At 61.3% G+C, this 26,317-nt stretch carries 25 protein-coding genes; 8 read left to right on the forward strand and 17 right to left on the reverse strand.

Translation table 11 applies throughout. The annotated features are described in order from the left end of the window. The first annotated feature begins 9 nt into the window (after nt 1–9). The 6 genes from AC07VR_RS16150 (at nt 10) to AC07VR_RS16175 (ending at nt 3,309) form a co-directional block, all read left to right on the forward strand. Entirely contained in the window at nt 10–231 is a 222-nt protein-coding gene (locus AC07VR_RS16150) for a hypothetical protein (protein ID WP_495011806.1), read from the forward strand. A gap of 13 nt (nt 232–244) precedes the next feature. After that, complete coding sequence (locus AC07VR_RS16155; RefSeq protein ID WP_495011807.1) at nt 245–865, forward strand: hypothetical protein; 621 nt, start codon at nt 245–247, stop codon at nt 863–865. A 94-nt stretch (nt 866–959) separates the two neighbouring features. Next, nucleotides 960–1,781 (forward strand): aldo/keto reductase, encoded by an 822-nt coding sequence (locus AC07VR_RS16160; protein ID WP_495011808.1) that lies wholly within the window; start codon nt 960–962, stop codon nt 1,779–1,781. 34 nt (nt 1,782–1,815) lie between these two features. Beyond that, complete coding sequence (locus AC07VR_RS16165) at nt 1,816–2,250, forward strand: DUF1810 domain-containing protein (protein WP_495011809.1); 435 nt, start codon at nt 1,816–1,818, stop codon at nt 2,248–2,250. A gap of 115 nt (nt 2,251–2,365) precedes the next feature. After that, complete coding sequence (locus AC07VR_RS16170; RefSeq protein ID WP_494994845.1) at nt 2,366–2,527, forward strand: hypothetical protein; 162 nt, start codon at nt 2,366–2,368, stop codon at nt 2,525–2,527. 317 nt (nt 2,528–2,844) lie between these two features. Continuing rightward, nucleotides 2,845–3,309, forward strand: coding sequence for a hypothetical protein (locus AC07VR_RS16175; RefSeq protein WP_495011810.1), 465 nt, complete (start codon nt 2,845–2,847; stop codon nt 3,307–3,309). A 57-nt stretch (nt 3,310–3,366) separates the two neighbouring features. On the opposite strand, the gene AC07VR_RS16180 is transcribed toward AC07VR_RS16175, so the two are convergent. From AC07VR_RS16180 to AC07VR_RS16255, 16 genes are all read right to left on the reverse strand, one after another. Beyond that, nucleotides 3,367–4,146, reverse strand: coding sequence for a carbohydrate deacetylase (locus tag AC07VR_RS16180; protein WP_494994823.1), 780 nt, complete (start codon nt 4,144–4,146; stop codon nt 3,367–3,369). Beyond that, complete coding sequence (locus AC07VR_RS16185) at nt 4,118–5,302, reverse strand: GNAT family N-acetyltransferase (RefSeq protein WP_495011811.1); 1,185 nt, start codon at nt 5,300–5,302, stop codon at nt 4,118–4,120. Before AC07VR_RS16185 ends, AC07VR_RS16180 begins: the two co-directional genes overlap by 29 nt. A 5-nt stretch (nt 5,303–5,307) precedes the next feature. Then, on the reverse strand, nt 5,308–5,997 hold the full coding sequence (locus AC07VR_RS16190) for an N-acetyltransferase (protein WP_495011812.1): 690 nt from the start codon (nt 5,995–5,997) through the stop codon (nt 5,308–5,310). Nucleotides 5,998–6,090: 93 nt separating this feature from the next. After that, on the reverse strand, nt 6,091–8,028 hold the full coding sequence (locus tag AC07VR_RS16195) for a hypothetical protein (protein ID WP_495011813.1): 1,938 nt from the start codon (nt 8,026–8,028) through the stop codon (nt 6,091–6,093). Continuing rightward, nucleotides 8,025–9,329 (reverse strand): lipopolysaccharide biosynthesis protein, encoded by a 1,305-nt coding sequence (locus tag AC07VR_RS16200; protein WP_495011814.1) that lies wholly within the window; start codon nt 9,327–9,329, stop codon nt 8,025–8,027. Before AC07VR_RS16200 ends, AC07VR_RS16195 begins: the two co-directional genes overlap by 4 nt. Next, a complete protein-coding gene (locus AC07VR_RS16205; RefSeq protein ID WP_495011815.1) occupies nt 9,326–10,336 on the reverse strand; it encodes a polysaccharide deacetylase family protein in 1,011 nt (336 codons plus the stop codon). Before AC07VR_RS16205 ends, AC07VR_RS16200 begins: the two co-directional genes overlap by 4 nt. A gap of 12 nt (nt 10,337–10,348) precedes the next feature. Then, entirely contained in the window at nt 10,349–11,485 is a 1,137-nt protein-coding gene (locus AC07VR_RS16210; RefSeq protein ID WP_495011816.1) for a glycosyltransferase, read from the reverse strand. Next, complete coding sequence (locus tag AC07VR_RS16215; protein WP_495011817.1) at nt 11,478–12,446, reverse strand: glycosyltransferase family 2 protein; 969 nt, start codon at nt 12,444–12,446, stop codon at nt 11,478–11,480. The genes AC07VR_RS16210 and AC07VR_RS16215 overlap by 8 nt, the downstream gene beginning before the upstream one ends. Next, on the reverse strand, nt 12,443–13,813 hold the full coding sequence (locus tag AC07VR_RS16220) for an O-antigen ligase family protein (protein ID WP_495011818.1): 1,371 nt from the start codon (nt 13,811–13,813) through the stop codon (nt 12,443–12,445). The genes AC07VR_RS16215 and AC07VR_RS16220 overlap by 4 nt, the downstream gene beginning before the upstream one ends. Further along, entirely contained in the window at nt 13,810–14,892 is a 1,083-nt protein-coding gene (locus AC07VR_RS16225; RefSeq protein ID WP_495011819.1) for a glycosyltransferase family 4 protein, read from the reverse strand. The genes AC07VR_RS16220 and AC07VR_RS16225 overlap by 4 nt, the downstream gene beginning before the upstream one ends. Nucleotides 14,893–14,894: 2 nt before the next feature. After that, nucleotides 14,895–16,487: a GumC family protein gene (locus AC07VR_RS16230; RefSeq protein WP_495011820.1), complete on the reverse strand. Its 1,593-nt coding sequence runs from the start codon at nt 16,485–16,487 to the stop codon at nt 14,895–14,897. A 20-nt stretch (nt 16,488–16,507) separates the two neighbouring features. Further along, nucleotides 16,508–17,530 (reverse strand): polysaccharide biosynthesis/export family protein, encoded by a 1,023-nt coding sequence (locus tag AC07VR_RS16235; protein ID WP_494994834.1) that lies wholly within the window; start codon nt 17,528–17,530, stop codon nt 16,508–16,510. A 22-nt stretch (nt 17,531–17,552) separates the two neighbouring features. Then, complete coding sequence (locus AC07VR_RS16240; protein WP_495011821.1) at nt 17,553–18,200, reverse strand: CpsD/CapB family tyrosine-protein kinase; 648 nt, start codon at nt 18,198–18,200, stop codon at nt 17,553–17,555. After that, on the reverse strand, nt 18,201–18,947 hold the full coding sequence (locus AC07VR_RS16245) for a sugar transferase (RefSeq protein ID WP_495011822.1): 747 nt from the start codon (nt 18,945–18,947) through the stop codon (nt 18,201–18,203). Next, on the reverse strand, nt 18,944–20,026 hold the full coding sequence (locus AC07VR_RS16250; protein WP_494994837.1) for an NAD-dependent epimerase: 1,083 nt from the start codon (nt 20,024–20,026) through the stop codon (nt 18,944–18,946). Before AC07VR_RS16250 ends, AC07VR_RS16245 begins: the two co-directional genes overlap by 4 nt. Beyond that, a complete protein-coding gene (locus AC07VR_RS16255) occupies nt 20,023–20,175 on the reverse strand; it encodes a hypothetical protein (protein WP_495011829.1) in 153 nt (50 codons plus the stop codon). Before AC07VR_RS16255 ends, AC07VR_RS16250 begins: the two co-directional genes overlap by 4 nt. Before the next feature lie 509 nt (nt 20,176–20,684). On the opposite strand from AC07VR_RS16255, the gene AC07VR_RS16260 reads away from it, so the two are divergent. Then, nucleotides 20,685–22,382, forward strand: coding sequence for a sulfatase-like hydrolase/transferase (locus AC07VR_RS16260; protein WP_495011823.1), 1,698 nt, complete (start codon nt 20,685–20,687; stop codon nt 22,380–22,382). Between the two features lie 352 nt (nt 22,383–22,734). Here AC07VR_RS16260 and AC07VR_RS16265 read toward each other — a convergent pair whose 3' ends face one another. After that, nucleotides 22,735–22,941 carry a hypothetical protein gene (locus tag AC07VR_RS16265; RefSeq protein WP_495011824.1) on the reverse strand — a complete coding sequence of 69 codons (207 nt, stop codon included), beginning with the start codon at nt 22,939–22,941 and terminating at the stop codon, nt 22,735–22,737. Nucleotides 22,942–23,219: 278 nt separating this feature from the next. Here AC07VR_RS16265 and AC07VR_RS16270 point away from each other — a divergent pair. Beyond that, a partial coding sequence (locus AC07VR_RS16270; protein ID WP_495011828.1) for a DUF6531 domain-containing protein occupies nt 23,220–26,317 on the forward strand: 3,098 nt, incomplete at its 3' end.

Below are 26,317 nucleotides of genomic sequence, written 5' to 3' on the forward strand. Positions count from 1 at the left end.
GAGATTGCCATGTCAGCCACTTTAAAACTGGCAACGGGACTGGTTGTGTTGTTCGTGCTGGCACTGTTGGCTGTTGCGGCTGCTGGCTGGAACAGCAAGGTGATGAGCTCGCTGGAGGGACGATCTGAAGGGCTGAAGCATTGCCCGGAAAGCTCCACCGCAGCCTCCGCGGATTCTTTCGCCAGAACACGACCGTCATGCGGTTCAGATCAGATGGCATCCAGTATTTGAAGGTGTTGCAGGTATGAGGTTGGTGGAAATCGCTCAGTACGCAGGCATCTCAGTGATGATTCCCGCGGCTTTGGTTGTTACGGGTTGGCTTTGCGTGTCCAGGTCAAGAAAGTCGGCACTGCTATGGGGCGTGATTTTGCTCCTTGCCTACCTCATTGTTGGCGCGAGCAAGATCCTTTTCAAAGGCTGGGGCATTGGCTGGCAAAGCCTGGATATCGCGGTCATTAGCGGTCACGCGACGAATTTCAGCCTGGTCGTGCCGGTCATGCTGAGTCTGCTTGCCGGGCAGATACAACCGCGGTTTCGATGGCCGGCAGCCGGTCTCGGCCTGGTGGTCAGTTGGTGGTTCACGGTTAATTGTGTGGCCCCGTATGTACACCCGCTGTCAGAAGCCATTGCAGGCGGGCTGCTCGGATCTTCAGCCGCCTGTGCATTCCTTTATTTCACCAGGAATGTCGATGTCAGGAGCATTCACTCTGCGGCATTGGTGGGTGGTCTGCTTTTTATCGGCTTTTGTTCAACGCTCGAGAAGTATTCAGCGGAAACCACGCTGGGTCATATTGCCGTATCGCTTTCTGGAGAGGAAAAAGCCTTTCGCCAACCCTCTTGGCGCGTGCTGCCAAACCGGTCATAGGGTCTGACGTTCAGCCCTTGACCTTCACTCCTGTCGCCCCCTTTGCTGAACGGGTGCCACACTGATAGTCATCGGATGTCATCAGGAGGTTGCAATGCGAACGCTCGATCTGGCAGGCGTATCCGTCCCGGTCATCGGCCAGGGGACCTGGCGCATGGGTGAGGATCCGCACCAGCGCGCTGCTGAAGTGGCTGCGTTGCGATCAGGCATTGAACTGGGCATGACGCTGATCGACACCGCGGAAATGTACGCCGAGGGCGGCGCTGAAGACGTCGTCGGTGAAGCGATCCGTGGTCAGCGTGATCGGGTGTTTCTGGTCAGTAAAGTCTACCCGCACAATGCCAGTCGCAAAGGCATCCCCCTGGCGTGTGAGAGGAGTCTGAGGCGTCTGGGCGCTGACTATCTCGATGCGTACCTGCTGCATTGGCGCGGTGAATATCCCCTTGAAGAAACGGTCGAGGCCTTCGAGCGCCTGCGCGAGGCGGGCAAGATCGGACGTTGGGGTGTCTCCAATTTCGACCTGGCGGACCTGCAAGAGCTGGCTTCTGCGGCCTGTGCAACCAATCAGGTGCTCTACAACATCGAAGAGCGTGGCATCGAGTTTGATCTGTTGCCCTGGGGGCAGCAGCACCATCTGCCGCTGATGGCGTACTGCCCGATCTCCCAGGGGGGAGAACTGCTCAACAGCCCGACGCTCAAGCATATCGCCAACCTTCATGGCGTGACTCCCGCGCAAGTGGCGCTGGCCTGGGTGCTGCGTCAGGACGGGGTCATCGCCATCCCCAAAGCCGTCAAGCCCGAGCATGTCCGGCTCAATGCTGCTGCGGCGACATTGAAACTGGACACCGAGGACTTGCAGGCGATTGACCGGGTGTTCTGCGCTCCAAAGCGCAAGCACCCACTGGCAATGGTTTGAACCCATGCATGATGCCTGAGGTGAGTGTACTGATATGAACAGCACCGACCAGGATGATCCCTTTCACCTGCAGCGCTTTGTCCAGGCGCAGGACCCGGTTTTTGATCGAGTACAGGCCGAGCTGCGCAGCGGGCACAAGCACAGCCACTGGATGTGGTTTGTCTTCCCGCAATACGCTGGCCTGGGGCACAGCGAGGTGTCCCGGCTTTACGCCATCAGCTCCCTTGAGGAGGCCGCGGCGTATCTGCGTCATCCGCTGCTTGGTCCACGCCTGGAAGCCTGTACCCGACTGGTTACGCAACTTCAGGGAACATCCATCCGGTTGATATTCGGGACTCCGGATCACCTGAAATTCCACTCTTGCATGACCCTTTTCGAGCTTGTCGCTGCCGACGGCAATATTTTTCGTACAGCGCTTGAGCAGTATTTCGATGGTCAACCCGATCAGCTCACGTTGTCGCTGATATAGAAAATCGATTTCATTGCCTTTCAGGCTTTGGTTATCAGTTGTCATCCACAGCGAAGCGGATGAGTTTGTCCTATCCTCAAAACTGACGAGAAATCCTTAAGGACAGGAGGTAGGTATGGCCACTGAAAACAAACCCCGAGAGCCAAATGATCCGTCCATGGAAGAGGATGAAGAAGAAGCTACAGAGGAAGAAAATCCGCCGCCGCAAACCTGGAAGCATCCAGACGATGGTAAAAGCCTGTCGGAACTGGATGAAGAGCGGCCGCTGAAGCCCTGATGCCCGGCAAAAAAGCCCTGTCACTGTGCGTAATGCCAGTCAGTTAAGGAGTTTGCGGCTCCGCACATTCCCGTAGCAGCTGCCGCCAGGCTGCGTTCGGCTGCGTAGCAGTCGCAAATCATGCCGCCACGGTTAACCAGTAACACTGCAGTGCCTGATAGTGCGGCCCAGACCGAACGCAGCCTTCGGCAGCTGCTACGGACCGCAAAAAAGCTTAACTGACTGGCATTAGTCACTGTGCGGGGCTTTTTCGTCTAGTTGATGCAGGTACGGCTCGCGGTGACATACTGAAAATCCGAGCAGGCCGGGAGGTTGCCATGAGATATCAATCGATAACGGAAGAGCAGTGGGCCACGGTCACATCCGCCGCGCAAGATGCCCGACAGCTTGAAAACTATGCGGTCGGGTTGACGAGGAGGCTCAAGGCGCTTTTCGATGACGAACACCCCAAAAATAGTTGGGGGGTGACCTTTGAGATACTTGAGGACGGTACTTCATGGCGTATTGAGTCGCCGTTCGGTGTGGCTAGAGCCCGGCTCGGAATTTTCACCAGTGAAGCCGGGATGTACGGGAAATATGCCATAGAAAGACAGCACAAAAGCCCTGAGGATCAACCGATCTGGCTGCCGGTATGGGCCCTTCATCTCACGCTGCAAGGCATGGTCCACCCTGGTGAAGAGGGTGGAGAGCCGATCAACCTCAGGACTTCTTCTTTAACCCATTCGGACGATGCAATCGTGCATTTGGGCCTGTCCTTGCTCTATGCGTTAGGACAGGAGTAGGGCTGAACAAGCAAAACAGGCTACCCGGGATGTGGGCTTTATTTTGTCGGCAGGATTTTAAAAGGATCCCGTCAGTGCGTTGCCTGCTCCGCCATAAGGCACTCGTGGTACACCCGGCAGGCGACTTTCCAGCACCTGGGTCAACGATTCTCCAGGATTGAGGTATTCATCGCCGAAATCGGCGCCCAGCAGGTTGGGATGGGTGATGACCTCAAGCACGCCGCTGCTCGGTGGTGGCGCATTACGCAGATCGGCCGGGGTGCAGACGTGGTCGGCGGTGGTACCGGCGAGGCTGCGAAGACGCCGGTTGAGCAAGGTCTTGAACAGGCGTTTACCGGGCCCGATATTTTGCCCGAGGTTGCGTGCCAGGCGTATCGCGACACCTTGGCTTGCGGCAAAGCGCGCAACGATTTCGCCGATGGGCCAGATATTGTGCACGTGCTGGTGGGAGTCCAGGTGACTGGGTTGCAGGCCCAGCTCCAGACAGCGTTGCCATTGCGCCTCCAGCTCTTGCAGCACGGCCTCGCGGGCGGAGCGGGTAAGCCACAGGCTGCGGCGAGACAGGTCCAGGTCGAACTCACCACTTTCGGTGCAGAAGATCGGTTGTTCGAGTATGGCTTCGCTGAGCGGACGGCCATAGGTGAGGTTGAAGTGCAGGCCGATTCGCCCCAGCAGCAAGGGGTGTTGCGCCATGGAACAGGCGGCGGCAAACGCCGGCATGTTGGCCATCGCGGTGGCGGAGCTGATCAATCCGGTCTGGAAGGCCCGCAGGATCACCGCGTTCTCGCATTCGCTGAGTCCGAAATCGTCAGCGTTGACTATGACGTGCTGAGGCATCGTAGCCCTCCTGTGTGGTTGGGGTACTCGTGTCACGCTTGTCGGGCGCCGCCGCACGTTTGGCCCGCAGCCTCTTCAGATGCGGTTTGAGTGTTTGCCAAAGACGCAGGGCCAGGCCCATACAGAGGCCGCCGGGACGCCAGGAGTAGAAACTCCAGCGCCAATGTTCCACTTCTCCGGTCATGCGTTCATGCAGTTGGTGGCTGGAATTTTCCAGACTGACCCGAGACGCGTCGACCCATTGCCAGCCTTCGTCCAGCCCCCAGCGAATCCACTCATCGAGCAACACCCGGCCGCTGCCCAGATCGGCGTACTGCGGCAGGAACGCCAGGTTGTAGTCATAGAGCCGACCCTGTTCCAGCAACCCGAGACGGTAACTGATACAACGCCCATCGAGCTCCAGAACCACTACCCGCACCATGCCTTGGGCGGCGAGGGCGGTAAAGGCCCCGTCCATCCAATGTCGGTGCCGGGCGTCGGAGAAAATCCCGACCCCTTCGTCGCCCTTCCAGCTGACCGCCTCGACCTCGCTAATGATCGCAAGCAATGGCCCCATGCTCGTGGCATCGGGTGAAAACCGTCGCACCACGGCACCACAGGCGGCGATCCGCTTGTGCGCCCGACGCAGTTTGTAGCGCGTATCGCCGCAGACCTCCTGGCGGTCGGTGTCGCTGATCCGGTGCATGGGGGCCCGGCAACTGAGGCGCTGTTCGCCGGTAGAACTCAGGCGCCTCCACTGCGCCAGGATATTGGTCCGGGCTTCGGTTTCAGTCAGCTCGTTAAGTTGTAGCAGAGCGTGCGGCAGTCGGTGGCGAATTTCTCGCAGCGCTTGCCGCGCGCTGTCGGCTTGCAGGGTGGCGAGCAGGGCGATACGGTCGCTGAGGGGGAAGCCCAAGTGATGCAACACCCGAAACGGCAGCCCGGCGAAGCGCTCGCGGGACGCCACCAGCGGCAGACACAAACACAATTCCCCGGCCTGCCACGCCAGCAGCACATGCAGGTGCTCGTCGGTTCGCAGTGCACGCTCGGCCGGGCACAGCCAGGCCAGTGTGTTGAACGGCGTACTGTCCGCAACCCGTTTTCGCAAGGCCTCGTAGGCCGCGGCCGGGAAGTCCGCGGCGCATAGCGAGGTGCGCCACTGGAAATGCACCGACATGGCGATCAGACCGCAGGCGCTGCGACGGTGGGCGTTCCGGGTTTGCGCAAAGCGTCCAGTCGCGAGCCGCTGTAGCGGGTTTCGCGGAACAGGCGCCAGCGCCCGAACAGGCCATACACATGCATGACCCGGCCTTGCTCTTGATACCCCATGCGGATGTGCAGCTTGAGGGCTGCGATGTTATGGGTTTCGCAAACATCCACTACCTTGGTATAGCCCTTTGCTTGCATGACTTTCCACAGATCGAGCTGGAAATCCACCGAGAGGGTGCTGCCCCAGTAGGCGCGGATCTGTTCGCCGCCGAACTCGAAAAACTCACCTTCCTTCACCGGGAACATGCAGCCGTAATAGTGATGATCATAGTAGTCGCCATTGCTGCCCCAAATGAAGGCGACCGCGTTGCCCTGGTCGTCCAGGTACATGTGCCCGGTGTGGCCCTCGTCAGCCAGTTCGGCCATGGTTTCCACACGGTCGCCGAAGTGTTTGGCAAAGGCCATGGCATTCTGCGCGGTGATGGTTTCCAGGCGTAGCGGTGAGTAGGGTCTTAGCTTGTGCGGCGCGATCGGGCTGACCAGATCGCGCTCCATCCACAGCAGTTCCCAATGGAAAAACACATAGCGTTTCCACAGCGTGTTGAGGGTGTGACGCAGGCCTTTTTGTCGGATTCGTTCACCGAGTTTGTGCAATGCACTCATGTTGCCTCCTGATGGAGCTGGCCGTGTGAAAGGGCAGTGACGACGGGACTACGCAAGGCGCGGCAAGATGCCAGCGCGGCAAAACATTCGGGTTCATGAGGCGCTCCAGCTCAGGGCGAACAGTGTTTCGCCGGGCAGCTCGAAGCTGACCCGGCCTTCCTGACAGTGAAACGCTGCCGGCCGGCTCTTGCTGTCGGCGCCGAAATACACCAATGCGCCCGATGACAACGGGCACGACGCTTCTACGCCTTGCAGGCTGACATGCTGCAGGCGCGTGCCCTTGTTGACGCCCAGAAGGCTGCGTTGTTGACCGGTGGTCATGGCCAGCACGTCAACCTCGAAGGCGTCGTTGTCCAGGCGCAGGACCTTTTCCAGCCAGTGCCCGGCGATGAACTGTTGGGCGAGGCCCACTGGTTTGAGTTCGAAGCGGTCGTCGCCGAGCACCCGCAGCATGCCCTTGGGGTAGTTCGTCTCGTCGTCGACCTGGAACCAGTTGAGCATGTCGAGCAGACCATCCTGGGCCGAGTTGATGACCACCGAGGCCCACCACAGCGAAGCAAAATGGGTTTCCTGATCGTAAGGGCTGAGGCTCGAGCCGCTGGACATGTTGGTCTGATCCAGTAGCAGTGCCTTGCGCGGCCGGCCGTGGGAATCGAGCCCGACCAGTTCGGCGGCCCGGCGCACGCTGTCGCGGTAGACGCGGGTGGCCAGCAGGTCGCGGATCATCCATTCGTGCCAGGCCAGGGCATCGATCTTCTCGCCCGACTCGCTCAGCAGCCGCCGCGCCCAGTCGATGCCGCGCCGATCGGCCGCACTTTCGGCAAACGGCCCGTTGATCAGCCGTGAGCTGGCGGGCATGGCGATGCGTACGCCGGCCTTGAAGTTACCGGGGTCGTTGCGCACCTGCCGCACCATGCTGTTGAAGAGGCTCTGATAGCTGGCAAAGTCGTTGTAGTTGAGGTTCGGTTCATCGGCGAAGGCAATGTAGTGCACGCCTTTGCCGCCCAGGGCGCGGGTCGCGGCGAGCCACGCGTCGAGGCCGGCATTGCTGACCGCGTCGGCGCGCAGGTCGGCCCTGCGTTGCGTGCCGGCGAGCAAGGTGATGTCCTGGTTGATCCTGAAACGGTCCTGGTACAGCCGACGGAAGCGATCCTCGTAGTGCGGGTCGGTGTTCAGTTTGTCGACGAAGCTGTAGTAGGTGCCCGCCCGGGGCTTGAGTGCATCGAGCACCGGATAGCTCGATTCCGGCGGCACTGCGTAGGGCAGGGCGGTTCCCAGATTCGGAGTCGGGCCCAGCACCTCAGGGTGCAGGGTGAGTCGGGCCTGGCCAGCGTCTTGACGCAACGGCTTGAGTTGCTGCACCTGCTGGGCGAACAGGTTGGCCGTACCGTCCAGCCAGAACGCCACTTTGCCGCTGCCTTGCAGGCGCAGGCGCCAGACCTGTTCGACGCTGGCGCTCGGCAGTTCGACTTGATCGAACTGCCAGTACGCGGGGTAAGGGTTGAGTGTCAGCCGGATCTGCTTGCCATCGGCCACCCGTTGCGCTTGCAGGGCGCCGACGCCACCGTGGAATTTTCCGGCAAGTATCGCTTTTTCACCGGCAGCGACCTTGAAATACAGCTCGTCACCGTCCCGGGTTTCGGCGCTGAAGTGAACCTTGGCCGGGGCGAACAGGGCCACCGTACGGTCGTCATGTTCAATTCGATAGCGGCGGAAACTGTAGCCCGGGATCTCCAGTTGATAGCTGGTGACGCTGGGAGGCAATGGCCAGCTCTGACGACCGCTGCTTTCACTGGCGGCGATCAGGCGTTCGCCGTGCAATTGTCCCCGACCGTCCAGCAGGTACAGGTGTTCTTCGTTGGCGTCGGCCTGCCAGGCCGGCACCCAACTGACGCTCAAGGTATCGGCTTTGTCCGGTTGCAGGTAAAGGCTGCCGTCGCGAATATCGGCCCAGCGCATGGGCGCGGCGTGCGCGCTCAGGCCCGGGTTCAGACTCAGACCCAGGCTCAACAGCAGCGCCAGGCGTTTCATGCGGACTTCCTCAGCAACATCTCGCGCACCGGCAGCAGATCGCTGGGCAAGATAATCAGGGTTTGCCACACCGGCACACCGCTCAGCCGGCAGTACAGAATCAGCAAGGCGAGGGTCACGGCCAGATAAGCGATGGACGAGGCCAGGGCGGCGCCGACGATTCCATAGGGTGCAATCAGTAGCAGATTCAACGCGAGGTTGAGTACCGCGGCCAGGCCCATCCACAGCGAGATACTCCCCGGGCGATTTTTGCCCAGCAGGTCCAGACGCAGGATGCTGGCATAGCACAGACCCAGCAGGCCGGGCAGTAGGGCCAGTAGCGCTGGATAGGCAGGCTGGTAGGCCACACCAAACAGCGTCACGATCAACCATTCACCGATCAGCGCCATGCTCAGGCAAGCGCAGATCATTACCGTGGCGGTCAGGCGCAGGGCCAGTGGCGTCAGGCGTTCGATTCCCTGTTCCTGTTGCAACAGGCGCTTCATCAGCGGCGTGGTCACAGCTTCCGGGACTATCAGCAGCAGCTCGGCGGCCGCACTGGCCATGGCGTAATGACCCAGGGCGGTGGTACCGAGGATGGCGCTGATGAACAGGTAATCCGAGCGCAGAATCACCTGCTGAAACAGCAGATCCGGATGGCTCTTGGCGCTGTAGTGCAGCAGTTCCTTTTGCCCGGCACGGTCCCATTGCAACGTCAGTGGTTGATTGCGCCCCAGCCAGAACCAGCCAACCAGCACGACCAGACTGATGCCCGCCAGCCAGCTGATCAACGCCGCTTCCAGCGCCGCGCTTTTCCACATCCAGAACAATGCAAGAAACAGCACCAGCGGCGCCAGCGACTCGATCAGCCGCAGTGCGTTGAACGCCACCACACCGCCGCAGGCATTGTGCAGGGTCAGCAGGCCGCTCTTGAGTACGGTCAAAGGCACCGCCAGCAGCAACAACCAGGCGAGTAATCCAAGCTGCGCGGTAACCTCAAGGCTAGTCCCGAGTTCGCGCAACAGGGCAACGCTGATCAAGGTCAGCAGGCCTGCGAGCAAGCAACCGAATACCAGCACCTGGCTGAGCAGCAGGCCCATCGAACGCTGTTGCGCCGCCTGATAGCCAACCGCTGAATTCAGCCCGCCGCTGGTGGCGGCGCTGATCAGCTCCGGCAAGGTGCTGAGCAGGGCGAACAGGCCGCGCTCGCTGGGGCCGAGAATGCGCGCCAGCAGCACGTTGCGCAGCAGGCGCAGGGCGATCATCGCCAACCGTGTGCCCACGCTCAGCACCAGGTGGCGCACATAATGATTGCGGCTCATGTGTGGCCGCCCCGGCTGATGCGCCAGGCCAGCAGCGAAGGGCGGCTGGCATTGCGCTGGCTGACGCCGATGCGCGGCAGTGCCATCGGGTCGCCCTTGCCGCGATAGATGCCGGCGCTGGTGCTCAGGGCGTAGGTATAGCGGTGCACGGCAAGACGTTGGCGGACACGCAGGTCATGGTCGCCATTGGGGTAGCAATAGACCGGCAGGGGATGCAGACAACCCTGCAGCAAGGCGTCGTGGCTGCGGCTCAGTTCCTGGTCCAGGTGAATGTCATCGAGCCCGGTGAGGATCGAGTGGCTGGCGCCGTGTGGACCGAAGCGGATCAACCCGGATTTTTCCAGGGCGCGCACCTGCTGCCAATCCAGTGCCTGGGGCAGCGACTCCCTTGGGCAATTGTCGGTGAGGGTGTCGAGGTCCTGCAGCGACAGGCCTTTGAGACTATCCAGGTAATTGGCCAGGGCCAGGCTGCGCTGGTATTCGTTGCCGTTGCGCAAGAAAACAGCTGGCAGCGGCCGGCCGATCCGCTCCAGGTGTTCGATGATCCGTTGACGCGGGGCGCAGCCATAGATGCCCCACAAGGTTTCACCCAGGCTTTCCCACCAGAAGCGCTGGTGACTGCCAATGAAGTCGGTGGACAGAAAGATACTCGCCGGCACCTGGTGCTGCAGCAGCAGCGGAAAGGCATTCAAGGCATTGTCACGCCAGCCGTCATCGAAGGTCAGAGCGACTTTCGGGCGCGCCGATGGGGCTGGATGGGCGTCGGCTTGCAGCAGCTCCATCAGGGGCACGCAGTCGAAATGGTGCTTGAGCCAGTGCAGCAGTTGTTCGAAGGCATGTGGGCCGATACACAGCTCATTGCGATGAGGCAGCTCGGCACTACGGTCGTCGGCGAGCACCCGATGCAACATCAGGATCACCCCCGCACCGCGCAGCTGGCTGCGTCCCAACGGCGAGTTGAGGTAAAGCCAGCCACGGGTGCGCTTGAACATTTGCTTGATCGACATGGCGCGACACTCTTATCGATTCTGCTCGGGACTCCATTGGCTATAACGCTGGCCACGCAGAAACTGCCACAGACCGACACTCATCCCGGCGAGGGTCACCAGTACAAAGGCGGCGAGGCGAAAGGGTTTGGGTAAACGGTGCTGCACGTCGAGCAGACCGGCGATGGCTATCGCGTAGCCCAGCAGTTGGGCGATCAACGCCAGGTTGTAGAACCCGTGGACGCCCCACAGCCAGAGACTGCTCAGCAACAGTGGCACCAGCAGTACCGGCGCCAACCGGCGAATCAATTTGTGGCTGATCAACGCCAGCGCATACAGGCCGTGACGCAACGGATTGAGCAGTTCACTGCGCTGCGCGAGGCTTTGCAGGCCACCGACGGTCACCCGCTGGCGGCGGCGAAATTGTTTGTCGGCTTCGTCCACGCCCTGGTCGATCACTTGGGCTGATTCGACATAAACGATGCGTTTGCCGGCCACCGGCGCGCAGGTGCTGAGAAAGAAGTCATCGCTGACTTGCGCCGGTATGACCTGGAACAACTCGCGGCGCAGGGCGAGCAGGGCACCGTCGGCGGACACCATGCAGCCGGTCCGGTTTTCCACCCGACGCAGCCAACCCTCGTAGTGGCGGTAGAGGCTGTCTCCCAGGCTCAGGCCTTTACCTGTAATGGGAATCAGCATGTGCCCGGCGCAGGCACCGACCTGCGGATCGTTCAGCGGCTCCAGCAATTGGCCGAGGGTATCGGTTGACCACTGATTGTCGGCGTCGGTGAACACCAGGATGTCGCCGGTGCTGAGCGCGACGGCGGCATTCAGTGTGGCGGCTTTGCCCTGGCGTGGCAGGTCGAGTACCTGGATGCGCGGGTCGATCACCCGTTGCGCGCACGCCACGGTGTCGTCGCTGGAGCCATCACTGGCGAGGATGATCTGCAGCGTCCGCGCCGAGTAATCCTGAGCGAGCAAGGTCCGTAATTTCTCCTCGACATGCGGGGATTCGTTGTGCGCGGCGATGACGACGCTCACCGACAAGGGTTCAGCCGCCGGGTAGTGACGCCTGGTAAAGCACGGCGCCAGGATTGTCAGCATCACTGGGTAACCCAGATAGGCGTACAACGGTAATAGCAGGCACAACCAGAAAATGAACTCAGCCACGCGCAGGTCTCCTGGCTTTCCAATGACAAAGACTGAGGACGAAGGCGGCTCCGGCCAGGTGCAGGCGTAACCAATGCAGACCCCAGAGTTGCAGGGTCAGACCGGGGGCAAGGTGTTTCAGACTTTGGCGCAGGCTCAGCGCCAGCGCCGGCAGGCTGGTCATCAGCAACAGGGACAGGGCCAGATGAGGCCGGCCGTCCAGCAATGCCGAGATCGTCAGACCGTCCAGTAACCAGGCGCCCATCGACAGCAACGGGAAGCGCAGCAAGCGCAGACTGACGCCGTTGCTGTGCAGCAGCTGCAGGTGGCTACCCTGGCGCCACAGCTCTTTGCCCAACCACTCGCGCCAGCTGCCTTCATAGCCCCAATGCAGGGCGACACACTCATTGACGCTCACCAATCGGGCGCCGGCCCGGCTCAGGCGCATTGTCAGGTCCTTGTCTTCAGCCGTGCGCAGGCTCTCGTCGAAGCCGCCGACCCGTGCGAACCACTCCTCCCGCAACAGTAGATTGGCCGTCGGCAGCCATTGCACCGTGCGCATGGTTTGGCTGCCGGATCGCAACAAGCGGCGCTGCCAGGCGCGGGCGAACCATGGCGCTTGAGTGGGGGCGTGAAGCTCCAGCGCGAGGACATCGGCCCGACCACCGGCCTCAAGTTCAAGCAGCAGCGAGAGCCAGTTCTGCGGCATTTCAATGTCGGCATCGAGGAAAGCCAGCCATTCCCCACGCGCGTTGGCGGCACCGTGATTGCGCAACGCACCGATGTTTACGCCGGGCAGAAACAACACCTGAGCGCCCAGTTCGCGGGCGATCTGCGGGCCCTGATCCTGCGAGCCGTTATCGACCACCACCAGCTCGCACTCAAGGTCCGCGATCTGGGCCGACAGGCGCGCGGCCTGCAGGGTACGGCCGATGTGCCGGGCCTCGTTGTACATCGGGATGATGATGCTGATGAGGATCATGTTTGCGGCTCCGGCAGCGGGCTTTGTTCAGCCTTCAGGCGTAGCACGCTGGAGAGCGCGAGCATGATCCACAGGTATTTCTGGTTCGGCGTGCTGAGGAACATCAAGAACAGCGTCAGCGACAGCAGGCTCATGGCCAGGTGCGTGACCATGTCCGCTTGCTCCCGGTTATCTCGCAGTAACCAGGCGTGGCGGGCACGCAGCATGTTGTACAAGCCCATGCCGAGCATGCCGATGAACAACAGCCCCGCGGGGATGCCAATCTCGCTGAAAATCTCCAGGTAGGTGTTGTGGGCGCGCCGGTACAGGTCACCGGCCTTGCGGTTGGTCGAGAACGCCTTGGCGTAGCCGGTGGTTGCGTAATGCCGCGGGAAGGTTCCGGGGCCGGAGCCGAGCAGCGGGTGTTCGCCGATCATCCGGGAGCCGACCACGATGTACGAAGCGCGGCGTCCCAAAGACTCATCGTTGTGGCCGCTGGCGCCGGCGGTGAGCACGCTGAGCGACTGGATGCGCGCGATGTAGCCCGCCGGCAACGCGTAGATCGCCAAGGGAATGAAGATCACCAGGCCGAGCATGGCCAAACCCAGGTGGCGCGGGCGAATCCGTGGCAATTGCGCGCGGTAGTGGTAGACGCCGATGAGCAGGCTCAAGAACAGCACCACCAGCCCCGAACGTGATTCGGTTTTGGTCATGCTGCCCAGCAGCAGTAAGCAGCAACCGGCCCAGAACAGCCGCTGCAACAGATTCGGACTCTTGATCATCAGCAGCAGCGCCAACGGTACGGCGAAGGCGATCAACAAGGCAAAAGCGTTCGAGTCTTCGAGCAGACCGGACGCTCGGCCTTGATCCTGATACTTGCTGGAAAATATCGCCAGCATGCAGGTCAGGGAGACACTGAGGGTCACCAGCCGGCAGAACAGGTCCTGGTTCAGCTCGCGGCCGATCAGCAAGGTGATCACGAAGAGCACCAGGCCCACGCTCAGCTCCCGCAGATTGCCGAGGGACATGCCCAGGTCATCGGTTACCAGCATGCTCAGAAAGTACAGCACCATAAACCACGTCAGGAACCGCCAGACATTGCTGCGTAGCCGCTCGGACGGGAGCTGGTGCAGGGCCAGTTGCAGGCAGAGGATCAGGGCCAGCGCGGCGCCGAGGAGTTTTGCCCCGGAAACAGCGTTGTCTTTGAACAGGCCTTCGAATGGCACCAGGGCGACGATGCCCAGCAGGCCCCAACCGGGACGCCGGTACAGTACCGCGACGCCGACCAGGACCAGCACGACGCCAGGCGCCAGATAAGGGTAGGGGCTGGCCAGCAGCCCCAGGCAAACCAGCCCTAACAGGCTGACTATCGAGAGTGGAAAAATCACGCGCGAGCCTCCCGTGCAGTACGGATGTATAGCTGCGACCAGCGCTCGGCCAAAGCCTGCAGGTCGTAGCGATCAAGCTGGGTACGGCGAGCGTTTTCCGCCAGTAGCCGAGCCAGCTTCTTCTCGCCCAGCAGGGTAGCGATCTGGCGGGCGAGGGCGGCGCTGTCAGTCGGTGGGGCAAGCAGGCCGTTGTACCGGTCCTCGATGACATCGGGAATCCCGCCCACAGCGAATGCCACCACCGGTACGCCGGCTTGCATGGCCTCGAGCAGAATCATCGGCGTGCCTTCGGTACGCGAGCTGATCACCAGTGCATCGAGCTTCGTCCACCAGGCGTGCATCTCGGTCTGGTAGCCCGGCAGCTCGATGCGCTCGAGCAGTCCGGCAGCGGTGATCCGTGCGAGCAGGCTGTCGCGTTCGGGGCCGTCGCCGAGCATCACCGCGTGCAACTCGGGATGTTGCTGGCAGAGCGGGATCAGCGCATCGAGAAATAAATCCGGGCCTTTCTCGCTGCTCAGCCGTCCGACATAGCCCGCCAGCCAGAGCTGGTGGTTGTCCTTGTGCTGGAGCAGGGCGGTGGCGGCCGGCAAGCCATTGGGGATCACTTGCAGCTTTTCTGCCCGCACGCTCGCGCGTCGATGCAGCACAGCAATGCTTTCGGCGACACAGACCACCCGATCGACCGAAGCGGTACGGCACAGTTGCAGGCTCAGCCAGGTGTAGAAGCGTTGCTTGCGACTGCGCGGGGTAAAACCGTGTTGGGTGATGACCAGCGGCAGGCGCCACAGTGTGGCCCCCACCCAGCCAAACAACAGACCCTTGAAATTATGCGTATTGACCAACGGATGTTCGTCACGGCGTTGATGCAGGTGCCGCAACAGTCCGCCCAGCCCTGTGCAGCTGCGGCAGTCGACCCCGGCGTCACGAAAGCGCGCGATCAGCTCAGGCGGCGCGTCCAGGAACAGCACCTGGTGCTGTCCCGGCGTCGCCAGGCAATGGTCCAGCAACATCCGCTCAGCCCCGTAGAACCCGCCGCTGCTGAGCAGATGGATGATCGGCAGCGCAGGGTTGAGCGGCATGTTCAATTGCGCACCCAATGCACGAAGCTCGGCACCGTCCAGTTCGGGTGCGGATTGGGCTGTTCGGCATTCTGATCGTTGATCACCAACAGCACCGGCAGGCCGAGCTGATGGGTGATTTGCGCCGGGTGTTTGAAGCGATGATCGAAGAACTCACGCACGTAGACCAGGGCGATGGCCAGCAACAGACCGGTGAACATGCCAAACGGAATGATCAACAGCGGTCTCGGAAAGGCCGCCTCGGTCGGTTCATACGGCGGGCTGAGAACGCGTGCGTTCGACAGGTCGTTGTCGAGCAAACGCTGGCTGCTGCTTTCTGCAAAGCGTTGGGCGTAGGTGGAGAAAGCCGCGTGCAGAGCGTCGATCTCGGTGTCCATTTGCCGCAGCTTGCTTTGGGTCTCTTGCAGCTGATGGATGCGGTTTTTGTAGTCGGCGATGCGCGCGGTCTTCTGGGAAATCACCGAGCTGACAATCTCCAGATCGTTGGTTCGCTCCTGAATGCGATTGCTGACGATCTTCAGGAATTGCTGCCGCGAGCGGGAAATCTGCTCGCGGGTCATCTGCATCGGTTCGCTGCCCGGCTGGAAGACCGCCAGATCGTTGTTGTAGCGGGTCACCTGGGCCGTCAGTTGTTCGCCGAGCTGCTTGATTTCCCGATCTTCGAAGGCGACGTTGTCCACCGTGGTGGTGAAGGTGTAGGGGAAGGTGTAGTCGTTGAGCTTGGCATTGTTGGCAGTCGCCAGGCTGGTTCTCAGGTAGTCGAGCCAGCGTTGGTTTTCCAGCAGACGGTCACGGTACAGGTTGAGCGCTTGCTCTTCGGTGTTGATCGCGTTCAGGCGGAAGGTGATTTCTTCCTTGGGATCAGAAGAGCCGATGCTTTCCAGCAGACCCAGGCGTGTACCTTCCAGGCCATCGAGACGCACCTGATACTGTTTTTTCTTCTGTTCGTAGAAGGCCTGCGGCAGGTCAATGGATTGCAGGTCCTGGCGGTTGGCCAAGTAGTTTTGCAGCAGTTGCGCGACGTATTTCGTGCCCTGTGCCGGATCACTGAAGCTGTAGATAATCGAGATCACGTTGGAGCCGGGCAGCGTTTCGACCTTGAGGCCATCCATGGCCTGCCTGGTCAGATCATCCAGGGCGGTGTCGCGTACCGGGTCGACCTCGAGTCCCAGCACATTGCGCACCGGGTTGATCGCATACTCGCGCAGCGGATTGATCACGACCCGGTGCAATGGATTGAGCACCAGGGTATTCAACAGACCCGGGCTGGGCGAGTATTGGCCCTGATCGCGTAGCTGGCTGATGGTCTGGCGAACCAGAGCCGGTGAACGCAGGATGTTGCTTTCTGTTTCCATGTCCGCCAGTGACGGCGGAATGAACTTGTCGGTGTCCTGGGTCAACGACGTCATGGCATCGCTTTGCGAGAGTTTTTTGGACTGCACTATCACTTGGGCGGTGATATCGAAGCTCTGTTTGAGCACCAACGGCAGCACGAGTGCGATCACCGCAAAGATCAGGAAGACTCGCTTCACCAATTGCTTGTTGGCGAAGAAGATCCGGAAAAACTCGTGCAGGTAATTTTCCTTTGGATTCATGGCCTTTCACCTGCGTGTGGTTAGTTGTTGTTACTGCCTTTGTCGTCTACACGGTAGGAGAAGCCGAAGCCCACGCCCTGGAACAGCACGACATCTGCCAGTTGCCGCGCGAGCTCGCCGGCACTGGCCAGCTTGGTCTTGGGCACATAAAGCATGTCGTTTGGTTGCAGGTAGGCCATCTGCGACGCCTTGGCGCTCAGGGCTTCGTCGACGTTGTAGCGGTGGGCGACCACCTGATTGCCGTTACGGCGCATGATCACCACCGAATCGAGCCGTGCCTTGACACTCGTCCCATGAGCCAGGGACAGCGCTTCAAGCACCGAGATCGGCCGACGGATCGGATAAGCGCCGGGCTGCCCGACTTCACCGAGCACATAGATTTCATTGCCTGCCGTGGACTTGAGCAGCACGTCGACGGTCATCCTCCCCGGTAACTGCGCGTAGCGGCTGTTGAGGTAGGATTCCAGCTGGTTGACGGTCATGCCTTGCAGCGGGATCGAGCCGATTTCCGGGAAGCTCGCATAGCCGTCGGCACCCACGGTGATCTCGCGGCTCATACCGGTGGCTGGGTGGCTCAATGCGTTTTTGAGGTTCTGCTCGTTGGTCAGCGGGCTGATGACCTGCACCGTCACCTGGTTGCGATTGGGCTGGAACAGCATTTTTTGCTGATAGGCACGCTGAATCGCCTGGCGCGCCTCATCGGTGGTCATTCCGGTGATTTTCACCGAAGTGTTGGCCCCCGGCAGCTCAATGGTGCCATCCGGCAACACCAACTGGTTGCCGTTGAGCTGGCTGGCCGCGGTGAAGTTAAGACCGATCTCATCACCGGACTGGATGCGATAGGCATTCGAGCCGCTGGTACTGATGTGGAAGATCACGTCGAGAACATCCTGCGGTCGCAGCGTCTGCTCGACCTTGGGCATGTCGCTGGCCTGGGCGTTGGCCGGTGCGGCGGTCAGGATCTGCACCGGCATCTGGTTTTCCGGTTGGCTGGAGCAACCTACGAGAGGCAGCAACAGCAGGGCAAGCCATTTAGCTTTCATGTCGTTATCCTTTGGCTGCTGCTCACAGGTTGTTGTAGAGCCATTTGGGCATGTAGTACTTGCGGCGGTTGAAGACACTGCCGACCAGTTTTGCGCCGGCCTGGGTCAGGCGCTGGGCCGAAGCCTGCGCCACCTCCCAGCGGGTGTCCTCGGCGCTCACCACCAGAATCACACCATCCACCAGAGTGCCGATGACCAGGGTGTCGGCGGCCGAATAGACCGCATCACCATCGATCACCACGAAGCGATACAGCGCACCGAGTTGCTTGAGCAACGGGCGTAACTGCTCTGGACTCAAATGCTCGGTGCCGCGGATGTGACGACCGTTGGGCAGGATGTGGAAGGGCAGGGTCGAGACCTGCACGATGCAATCGTGCAACAGCGGCGGTGTCTCCTGGTTGAACAGCAGATCGCGAAAGCCGCGTTCCTTCTGCAACCCGAACTGCTGGGTGAGGTTGTTCTGCGCTTGGCTCGCATCGACCAACAGCACCTGGCCGCTGCTCATCTGCGCCAGTTGACTGGCCAGCGCCAGAGCGCTGGTGCTGGTGCCGCCGTCGGTGTTGGCGGCAGTCAGGAGGAGAGTCCGCAGATTCTGATCGAGCACGGTCGAGGTCAGGTTAGTCTCGCTCGGGTTCGCGATGCTCAAGCTTTTGGTAGATGAACCGTCCATTTAACTCGCTCCGTGGCCGCTGAATACTGTGAAGGGGGTTTTCAACAGAATCTTCAAATCGAGCATGGGGCTTTGTGTTGCGATGTAACTCAGGTCCAGCTCCACGCGTTGGTCGAAGTCGATATTGCTGCGCCCGGATATCTGCCAGAGGCCGGTGATACCGGGGTAGATGCTCAGCCGCACGAGGTGGCTGTCCTTGTAACGGTAGGCATTGAATGAGGTCGGGCGCGGACCCACCAGGCGCATGTCGCCGGTGACCACGTTGATCAGATTGGGTAACTCGTCCAGGCTGCTGCGACGCAGCCAGCGACCGATCCTGGTGACCCGCGGGTCCTCATCGATTTTGAAGTCGATGGCATCGGCGCCATGTTTGTTCAGGTGGCGCACGGACTCTTTGAGTTCTTCGGCGTTGGCCACCATGGTTCGGAATTTGTACATACCGAAGCCGCGACCGCGATAGCCGGTGCGATTCTGGACGAACAGGACCGGACCGGAACTGCTCAGCTTGACGATCGCCGTCAGTGCCAGCAAAACCGGCGAGAGCAGGATCAGCAGCAGCAAGGCACCCACGCAGGCCAGCACACGATTGGTTCGCGATAAGGTCCAGGGGCGACCGCCGTCGCGGCCGGTGATCCAGCCGCAGCCCTGCCTATGGATTGCGGCATCAAGTCGCATGCGATGGTTGGTGTCCATGCGTTTGTCTAGCCGCAGCTCCTTGAGCAGCACATTTTTTGGGTGGCCGGTCATAAACTTCTCCGTTTCTGCACAAGTACTGCCAGTGACGAAGTCCCACTTTCGAACGGTGCCTCAACAACGGGCAGTTGGTAGTAATCACGGAACCAGGAAACGAAGCGTGCAAGCCCCTCGTCCAGTTCCACCCGGGGGTAAAAGCCGATTTCTGTCTCCAGCTCCGAGACGTCGGCACAGGTGTCGAGTACGTCCCCCGGTTGCAACGGCAGCAGCTCGACCTGCGCCGGGATTTCCAGGTGTTTTTCCAGAAGAGCGACGTAATCCTTGAGCTCGATCGGATGGTGTCCGCCAATGTTGTAAAGCCGCCAGGGCGCCATGCTGGTCGCAGGATCCGCGTGATCGCGATCCCAGTCCGACGCGGCTTTTGGTGCATGGTCGAGCAGGCGTGTCAGGCTTTCGATGATGTCGTCGATGTAGGTGAAATCGCGCTTGTGCTGGCCGTAGTTGAATAGCTTCAGCGGGCGTCGTTCGACGATCGCCTGGGCGAACTGGATCGGCGACATGTCCGGACGACCCCAAGGGCCATACACGGTGAAGAGGCGCAGGCCGGTGCACGGAATACCGAACAGGTGGCTATAACTGTGCGCCATCAACTCATTGGCTATCTTGGTAGCGGCATACAGTGAGAGAGGGTGGTTGACGCCTTCTTGTACCGAGTAAGGCGTGTGCTGGTTGGCACCGTAAACCGAACTGGATGAGGCATAGATCAAATGGCGCACAGGGTGATGACGGCAGCCTTCGAGGACATTCAGAAACCCGGTCAGGTTGCTGTCGACGTAGGCGTGCGGGTTGTCCAGCGAATAGCGTACCCCGGCCTGTGCAGCCAGGTGGATGACCACCTCCGGTTGCTCGCGGGCGAACAGCGCGGCGATCGCCTGGTTGTCGGCCAGGTCCAGATGAAACAGCGGGAAGTCGCCCGCTTGTGCTTTGACCCAACGCACACGGGCCCTCTTCAGGGCCGGGCTGTAGTAGTCGTTGAAATTGTCCAGCCCACACACCTGATGCCCATCGCGCAGTAGACGCAAAACGCAATGGGCGCCGATGAAACCGGCTGCACCCGTCACCAGAACTTTCATTCGCTCGCCCCTTCCGGGACAAAGCTGCGCAGGCCGATTCCACGATAATGCAGCCCCGCGACCGCGACATAGACCCGGTGGCCGACGTCTGCCAGTGCGGCGGTTTGAATCAGGCCAACGTAACCCGTACCGAATACGCTCACGTCCATATTGGCGTGCCTCGCAACGAGCGGTGGATGTAACTTGCATAAGACTGCTGAAGTGGGTATAGACCAGCGCGGCCAAAACGTGTCAACGAAATGACATGTTATTCGTGGTCGGTAAATCGGTAGATTCAGGTGCTCTGCCATCAGGAGCTTTGTGGCCGCGGCTTTGGAACATTCTTGAGTCAGAAAAAGCGTCAAAATTTAAGCGACGGACGGTCGTATCGCTTGATCCGTAAGGCTCTAAGCGGTAGTGGTGTGTCAGATTTGAGTCACCTTTTTTTTGACACTCTCATGGATGAAACAGCGGTTTGCACTTTGATGGTGCGATGCTAGGGTCTCAAATAATTAGTGACGGAGATGGCAGAGACGAATCATGGTCGTCAATTAATTGACTTTTTGGCGAGCGTGGTAAAGGGAGGATCGGCAATTGCGCATCGGCGTTCCCTTACCTGTGTTAACGGGCGTTTACAGTGATGGCGCGGGGGTTGCACGCCAGCCCAAAAGAGGGATTTATGGTGAGGTACATCAAGGAACTACTGATCGTTCTGTATGTGCTGAAAAACTACGATTATTACCTTGAACGCATTACCACGATGGGCTTCGGTTTGCCGGTGCTGCTGTTTGCCGCAATGTTCATCGCCCTGGTGCTTGTTTTACTGCTGAGCGCCTGCATTCGCCAGACGCTGGTCCGTCATCTGTTTGCGCTGGTTTTCTTCATCTCAGCGGTATTTTTCGACATCTACACCAGGGTCACCGCCGATTACCTGACCTACAGCAGCTTCGTCTCGCTGGTCTATTCGGGCGGGTTCATTCAGGAGGCGGCTTACCAATACCGTCAGGTTATTCTCGGCTCGGCGGCCAGTGGGTTGTTGCTGCTGCTGGGCATCGGGCTCAAACCGCGGCGGCGCCTGCCTCTGCCAGGTTACCTACTGACGGCGGCACCGGTGCTCGGGGTGGTGCTGCTTTCGGCCGTGCTCTTCGTGCGGGCGGGCGAGGGCGCCAGAGGCTTGCCTATCATGTACACGCCGCTGGCTTACCTGACCCTGTTCGGCTATGAGACCGCGCATAACACCGTAGGCCCCCGTGAGAAGGTCAGCCTGTCACGACAGCCTCAGGCTGTCGGCCACGATATCGTGCTGATCATCGATGAAAGCGTGTCCGGCAATTACCTGGATATCAACGCCCCATTCGGTGTGCACAGCAACCTGAAAGAGCCCCGTGCGGGGGTGGACATTTACAACTATGGCTATGCGGCGTCCATTGCCAACTGCAGCGCTGATACCAACGTCACGTTGCGCTATGGCGGTACCCGCAGTGACTACAGGCGGATCAACTCGACTCTGCCGTCGATCTGGCAGTACGCCAAACAGGCAGGGTTACGCACGGTGTATATCGATGCCCAGCGTACGGGCGGCCTCTTGCAGAATCTGATGACTGACCTTGAACGCAAGGACATCGACGAGTTCGTCCAGTTCGACCAGACCCGTGTGCGCGACCGGGACATGGCGGTTGCGCATAAACTGATCGAGCTGCTCAACGACGGCCAGCCGCAATTGGTGGTCATCAACAAGGTCGGTGCGCACTTCCCGGTCCATGACAAATACCCGGATGACTTCATGAGCTATCGGCCGGCGCTGTCACGCGGGCAGTATGTCGAGGTCGCCGACACCGGTTCGCGTGACGGCTTCAACGGCCAGCCCGATGACTGGATGCTGTACCGTAATGCCTACAAGAACACGCTGCTGTGGAATGTCGGCGAGTTCTTCTCGCGTATCTTCGCCAATGCGGACCTGAGTCACGCGGTGCTGATCTACACCTCCGATCACGGCCAGGACCTGCATGAACGCGGCAACCCGGGCCTGAATACTCATTGCGGGGCGGATCCGCTGGAGGAAGAGGGCCTGGTGCCGCTGGTGGTGATCCAGGGCAGTGACCTGCATACCCTCGACTGGCAAACCGCGCTTGCGGGTAATAAAGACCGCTCCAGTCACTACAACATCTTCCCTACGTTGCTGCAGCTGATGGGTTACGACCTGGCGGCGATCGAGCCGGTTTACGGCAAGCCGTTGACTGAGCCCACCCAGGACGACTTTACGTTCAACATCCGCTTCAACGCGCGTCTGGGGGCCAAGCCGGTCTGGAAGCATATCGACCTCACGCAAATCGTGACGCCACCTCAGGTTCCGGCGGGTCTGGCGGCGGGTGGATAGCGGGCTGATGCCCGTCCGTAGCAGCTGCCGAAGGCTGCGTTCGGCTGCGCAGCAGTCGCGAATCATGCCACCGCGGTTAGCCTGTAACACCGCAGCGCCTGATTTTACGACCGCTACGCGGCCGAACGCAGCCTTCGGCAGCTGCTACGGAGCGCGTCGTCGCAAGCCCCCTCGCCACAGGTCTTGTGCCCGGCACCTCTGCCCTAGTTGATCGTTCCCACGCTCTGCGTGGGAATGCCTCACTGGACGCTCCGCGTCCGCTTCGGCAGTGACGCAGAGCGTGGGAACGATCATTGGTAGATCCGACACTCAGTAATCAAAAAAAGGGCGCCTCTGAGGTTGCCCGTTTTGTTTATGGTGCCATCTGCGCCTGCAATCGCCGTCCGATGACGTCCATTAAATCGCAGCCGTCGCGCAGCGGGATGGCGAGGACCCGGGCGAGTAGTCGATCGTTCCCACGCTCTGCGTGGGAATGCCTCACTGGACGCTCCGCGTCCGCTTTGGCAGTGACGCAGAGCGTCACGGGCTGCATTCCCACGCAGAGCGTGGGAACGATCATTGGCAGATCCGACACCCAGTAATCAAAAAGCGGGCTTGCCCCCTCGCCACAGGCTCCGCACTCATTGCCTCTGCGGCTGTTGAATTGTTCCGTTTGATTTAACGAAAACTCCTACCCGCTCTCTCGAACTTCCCCGACTTCATTCCCCCGGCATCCCCTGCACAGTCTCGCGTCCTGTACCACTCACGCGAGGGATTGCGGATGTATGCCCCCACCACCTGCCGGCCCGGGACACGGGCGTTGTGAAGACCTCCATCGGCTTGCTGGTCTTCGCCGTCATGGACCCGAAAAACCCCGACATCGACACCGTCCTCAACGACTTCAAACACTGCCTCAACGATTACCCGGCCTGGGCCGAGAGCTTCTGGACCGGCTGGGCGCTGGATGTCGAACAAGTCTTCAAGGTCGGCCATGAGGTCAGCCTGGTCGCCCCGAAAAACTCCCGGACACGGGTCAGCACGACGGTCGCGAGGTGTCCCGCCAGCGGACCCTTGACCCTGGTGCACATGTTCCAGTCCGCCCGCTTCGTGCCCATCGGCAATACGCCGGTGCTGCTCGAGCCGGTCATCCATGGCCGCAGCGGCGAGGTGGTGGTGGGGGAGCCGATTCACGCAACCATCGGTCCCGACGGCATTCTCGAAATCCCCAAATGCTGGCGCGGCCAGCGCTATCGCATCACCTTTTTCCCCCACGTTTCCCAGGACCATGTCAAGGCGCTGTACGCCTCCTATCAAGGGCTGATCGGTGAGCTTGAAGGTTGGCTGCGCAACGCCTGGTCGAGCCAGTTTCAGCCGGCGTGGGCGAGCTTTTCCGAGGCCGACCTGCTTGAGCGTTACCGCGCCCTGCAGCAGGCCAACTGGCGCGGCTTCGAAAGTGCCCTGTTCGGTGTGTGGGATGACGTTCAGCAGCTCTACCGGCTGCTGGCCGACCTGCAACCGAACAGCGCAAAACTCCTCGAGTACCTGACCCCAGCCGAACTCGACACCCTGCTGAGCGCGTCCAGGGAGGCCATCGCCAACGGCCTGCTGGTGCTCAGCGATGAGCCGCTGCAGTTCGTCTACCTGTCGGCCATCGTCAGTTGGCTACGGATGCTGCCACCGCCTTACCTCATCGAAGTACTGGCCGAAATCCGCAGCGAAGTGCTGATCAATCTGCTGCTGATCAGCTGCACCGCGGGGATTGGCTTCAAGCTGCGCATGAGCACCCGGGTGCTGGGCCAGATCAAGTCCGGCCGTGCTCGACAGTGGTTTGCACAGTTGGGCGAAAAGCTCGCCGAATTCACCGCCGCCCATCGCCTGGGCGCCCACGCCGACCACCTCAAACCGCTGCTGGTCAAGGCTCGGGGCGCGCCGCTCGCGCCAACCCCAAGCGTGCCCCTCAAGATTGCCCCCATGGACCCGCATCACCCCGGCGCCACGCCGACGCTGGCGGTGAACAATCCCGCGGCCCTGGCGCGCGACAAGAGCGGGCGCATGACCCGCCTGAGCCAACACCAACCCCACGACGACGCCCCCAAGCAGGCGACAAACCCCAACGGCGCCAGCGCCGACAGCGCCGATAACACCGCCACCCGCGGCTGCCCGGTGTCGATGGTCACCGGCGAAGAACTGCTGAGCCTCACCGACGGTGAACTGGACGGGGTGCTGCCGTTCAGCTGGACCCGGCTGTACCGCAGCAGCGCGGTGGAGCTCGATGGCGGGCTGGGGTGGGGCTGGAGTCACCCGCTGGCGCAGCGGCTGGAGATCAGTGGCGATTCGGTGATCTGGATCGATCAGGAGAACCGCCGCACCACCTTCCCGCTGCCCAGTACCGAACGCCCGGCGATCCACAACAGCCTGGCGCGGGCGGCGATTTACCTCGGCGAGGCTCCCGAGGAATTGATCCTCGCCCCGGCCGGTGACAGCGCGCGGTTCTACCACTTTCGCGACGGCCGGCTGAGCGCCATCAGCGATGCCTACGGCAACCGCCTGCAGATCAGCCGCGACCGTCAGCAACGCATCCAGCGCCTCGACAACGGCGCCGGCCGCGCCCTGCGCCTGCGCTACGAGCGCGCGCAGATCATCGCCGTCGACTACCAGAGCTTGCACCCGGCCGACACCCTCGAAGACGCCTGGCGCACCGAGCAGACCCTGGTCCGCTACCGCTACGACGAACGCCAGCGGCTGGTCGAGGCGAGCAACGCCGCCGGTGAATGCGAGCGCTACGACTACGACGATCAGCAGGTCATCCTGCAGCGGCAACTGGCCGGCGGCGCGAGCTTCTTCTGGGAGTGGGAACGCGCGGGCAAAGCCGCGCGCTGCATCCGGCACTGGGCGAGTTTTGCGCAGATGGACCAGCGCTACGTCTGGGACGAGCAGGGCGGGGTCAGCGTCCGGCATGCCGACGGCCGCGCAGGGCTTTACGTCCATGACCCGCAGGCGCGGCTGCTGCGCCAGGTCGAGGCGGACGGTGCCGAACACCGCAAGGCCTACGACGACCAGGGCCGGCTGACCGCCGAACAGGACCCGCTCGGCGCCGTCACCGAATACCGCTATGACGAGGCCGGGCGCCTGATCGCGGTGCTGCCCGCCGAGGATGAGCCGACGGCGTATGAGTACCGCAACGGTCACCTCCACCGCCGCCAGCGCGGTCAGGCGCAGTGGACCTATCGACGCAATGCCCAGGGCGATATCACCGAACAGATCGATCCCGATGGCCAGGTCACCCATTACCACTACGACGCCAAAGGTCAGTTAACCGGCATCCGTTATCCGGACCATAGCCTCCACACTTTGGGTTGGAACGGGCTTGGCCAGCTGATCGAAGAACAACTGCCGAACGGCGGCCAACGCCGCTATGCCTACGACACGTTGGGCCGGCAGATCCGCCGTCAGGACGAACACGGCGCCGTCACCCAGTACCAGTGGGACGCCGTCGGCCGGCTGCTGCAGACCACCTTGCCCGGCGGCGCGAGCCGCGCCTTCAGCTACAACGCCTACGGCAAGGTCACCGCCGAACGCGATGAGCTGGGCCGCCTCACCCGCTACGAATACGCCGACGACCTGCACCTGGTCAGCCGCCGGATCAACCCCGACGGCAGCCAGCTGCGCTACCGCTACGACACTGCGCGGCTGTTGCTCAGCGAGATCGAAAACGAAGCCGGCGAACGCTACCGGCTCGAATACGCCGCCAACGGCCTGATCCGGGAGGAGACCGGCTTCGATGGCCGGCGCACCGCCTACGCCTACGACCTCAACGGTCAGCTGCTGGAGAAGACCGAGTTTGGCGACGACGGTAGTCAGTTGCTCACGGCTTATGCGCGCGACGCTCACGGCCGGCTGACCCGCAAGACCCTGCCTGACGGCAACACCGTCGACTATCGCTACGACGGCCTCGG

This window comes from Pseudomonas sp. GW821-FHT02H09 (assembly GCF_059421425.1).

What these genes read in the sequence shown, in the direction of transcription:
- AC07VR_RS16150 (WP_495011806.1), top strand. Translation starts at nt 10, where the DNA reads ATGTCAGCCACTTTAAAACTGGCAACGGGACTGGTTGTGTTGTTCGTG.
- AC07VR_RS16155 (WP_495011807.1), top strand. Translation starts at nt 245, where the DNA reads ATGAGGTTGGTGGAAATCGCTCAGTACGCAGGCATCTCAGTGATGATT.
- AC07VR_RS16160 (WP_495011808.1), top strand. Translation starts at nt 960, where the DNA reads ATGCGAACGCTCGATCTGGCAGGCGTATCCGTCCCGGTCATCGGCCAG.
- AC07VR_RS16165 (WP_495011809.1), top strand. Translation starts at nt 1,816, where the DNA reads ATGAACAGCACCGACCAGGATGATCCCTTTCACCTGCAGCGCTTTGTC.
- AC07VR_RS16170 (WP_494994845.1), top strand. Translation starts at nt 2,366, where the DNA reads ATGGCCACTGAAAACAAACCCCGAGAGCCAAATGATCCGTCCATGGAA.
- AC07VR_RS16175 (WP_495011810.1), top strand. Translation starts at nt 2,845, where the DNA reads ATGAGATATCAATCGATAACGGAAGAGCAGTGGGCCACGGTCACATCC.
- AC07VR_RS16180 (WP_494994823.1), bottom strand. Translation starts at nt 4,146, where the DNA reads ATGCCTCAGCACGTCATAGTCAACGCTGACGATTTCGGACTCAGCGAA.
- AC07VR_RS16185 (WP_495011811.1), bottom strand. Translation starts at nt 5,302, where the DNA reads ATGTCGGTGCATTTCCAGTGGCGCACCTCGCTATGCGCCGCGGACTTC.
- AC07VR_RS16190 (WP_495011812.1), bottom strand. Translation starts at nt 5,997, where the DNA reads ATGAGTGCATTGCACAAACTCGGTGAACGAATCCGACAAAAAGGCCTG.
- AC07VR_RS16195 (WP_495011813.1), bottom strand. Translation starts at nt 8,028, where the DNA reads ATGAAACGCCTGGCGCTGCTGTTGAGCCTGGGTCTGAGTCTGAACCCG.
- AC07VR_RS16200 (WP_495011814.1), bottom strand. Translation starts at nt 9,329, where the DNA reads ATGAGCCGCAATCATTATGTGCGCCACCTGGTGCTGAGCGTGGGCACA.
- AC07VR_RS16205 (WP_495011815.1), bottom strand. Translation starts at nt 10,336, where the DNA reads ATGTCGATCAAGCAAATGTTCAAGCGCACCCGTGGCTGGCTTTACCTC.
- AC07VR_RS16215 (WP_495011817.1), bottom strand. Translation starts at nt 12,446, where the DNA reads ATGATCCTCATCAGCATCATCATCCCGATGTACAACGAGGCCCGGCAC.
- AC07VR_RS16225 (WP_495011819.1), bottom strand. Translation starts at nt 14,892, where the DNA reads ATGCCGCTCAACCCTGCGCTGCCGATCATCCATCTGCTCAGCAGCGGC.
- AC07VR_RS16230 (WP_495011820.1), bottom strand. Translation starts at nt 16,487, where the DNA reads ATGAATCCAAAGGAAAATTACCTGCACGAGTTTTTCCGGATCTTCTTC.
- AC07VR_RS16235 (WP_494994834.1), bottom strand. Translation starts at nt 17,530, where the DNA reads ATGAAAGCTAAATGGCTTGCCCTGCTGTTGCTGCCTCTCGTAGGTTGC.
- AC07VR_RS16240 (WP_495011821.1), bottom strand. Translation starts at nt 18,200, where the DNA reads ATGGACGGTTCATCTACCAAAAGCTTGAGCATCGCGAACCCGAGCGAG.
- AC07VR_RS16245 (WP_495011822.1), bottom strand. Translation starts at nt 18,947, where the DNA reads ATGACCGGCCACCCAAAAAATGTGCTGCTCAAGGAGCTGCGGCTAGAC.
- AC07VR_RS16250 (WP_494994837.1), bottom strand. Translation starts at nt 20,026, where the DNA reads ATGAAAGTTCTGGTGACGGGTGCAGCCGGTTTCATCGGCGCCCATTGC.
- AC07VR_RS16255 (WP_495011829.1), bottom strand. Translation starts at nt 20,175, where the DNA reads ATGGACGTGAGCGTATTCGGTACGGGTTACGTTGGCCTGATTCAAACC.
- AC07VR_RS16260 (WP_495011823.1), top strand. Translation starts at nt 20,685, where the DNA reads ATGGTGAGGTACATCAAGGAACTACTGATCGTTCTGTATGTGCTGAAA.
- AC07VR_RS16265 (WP_495011824.1), bottom strand. Translation starts at nt 22,941, where the DNA reads ATGATCGTTCCCACGCTCTGCGTGGGAATGCAGCCCGTGACGCTCTGC.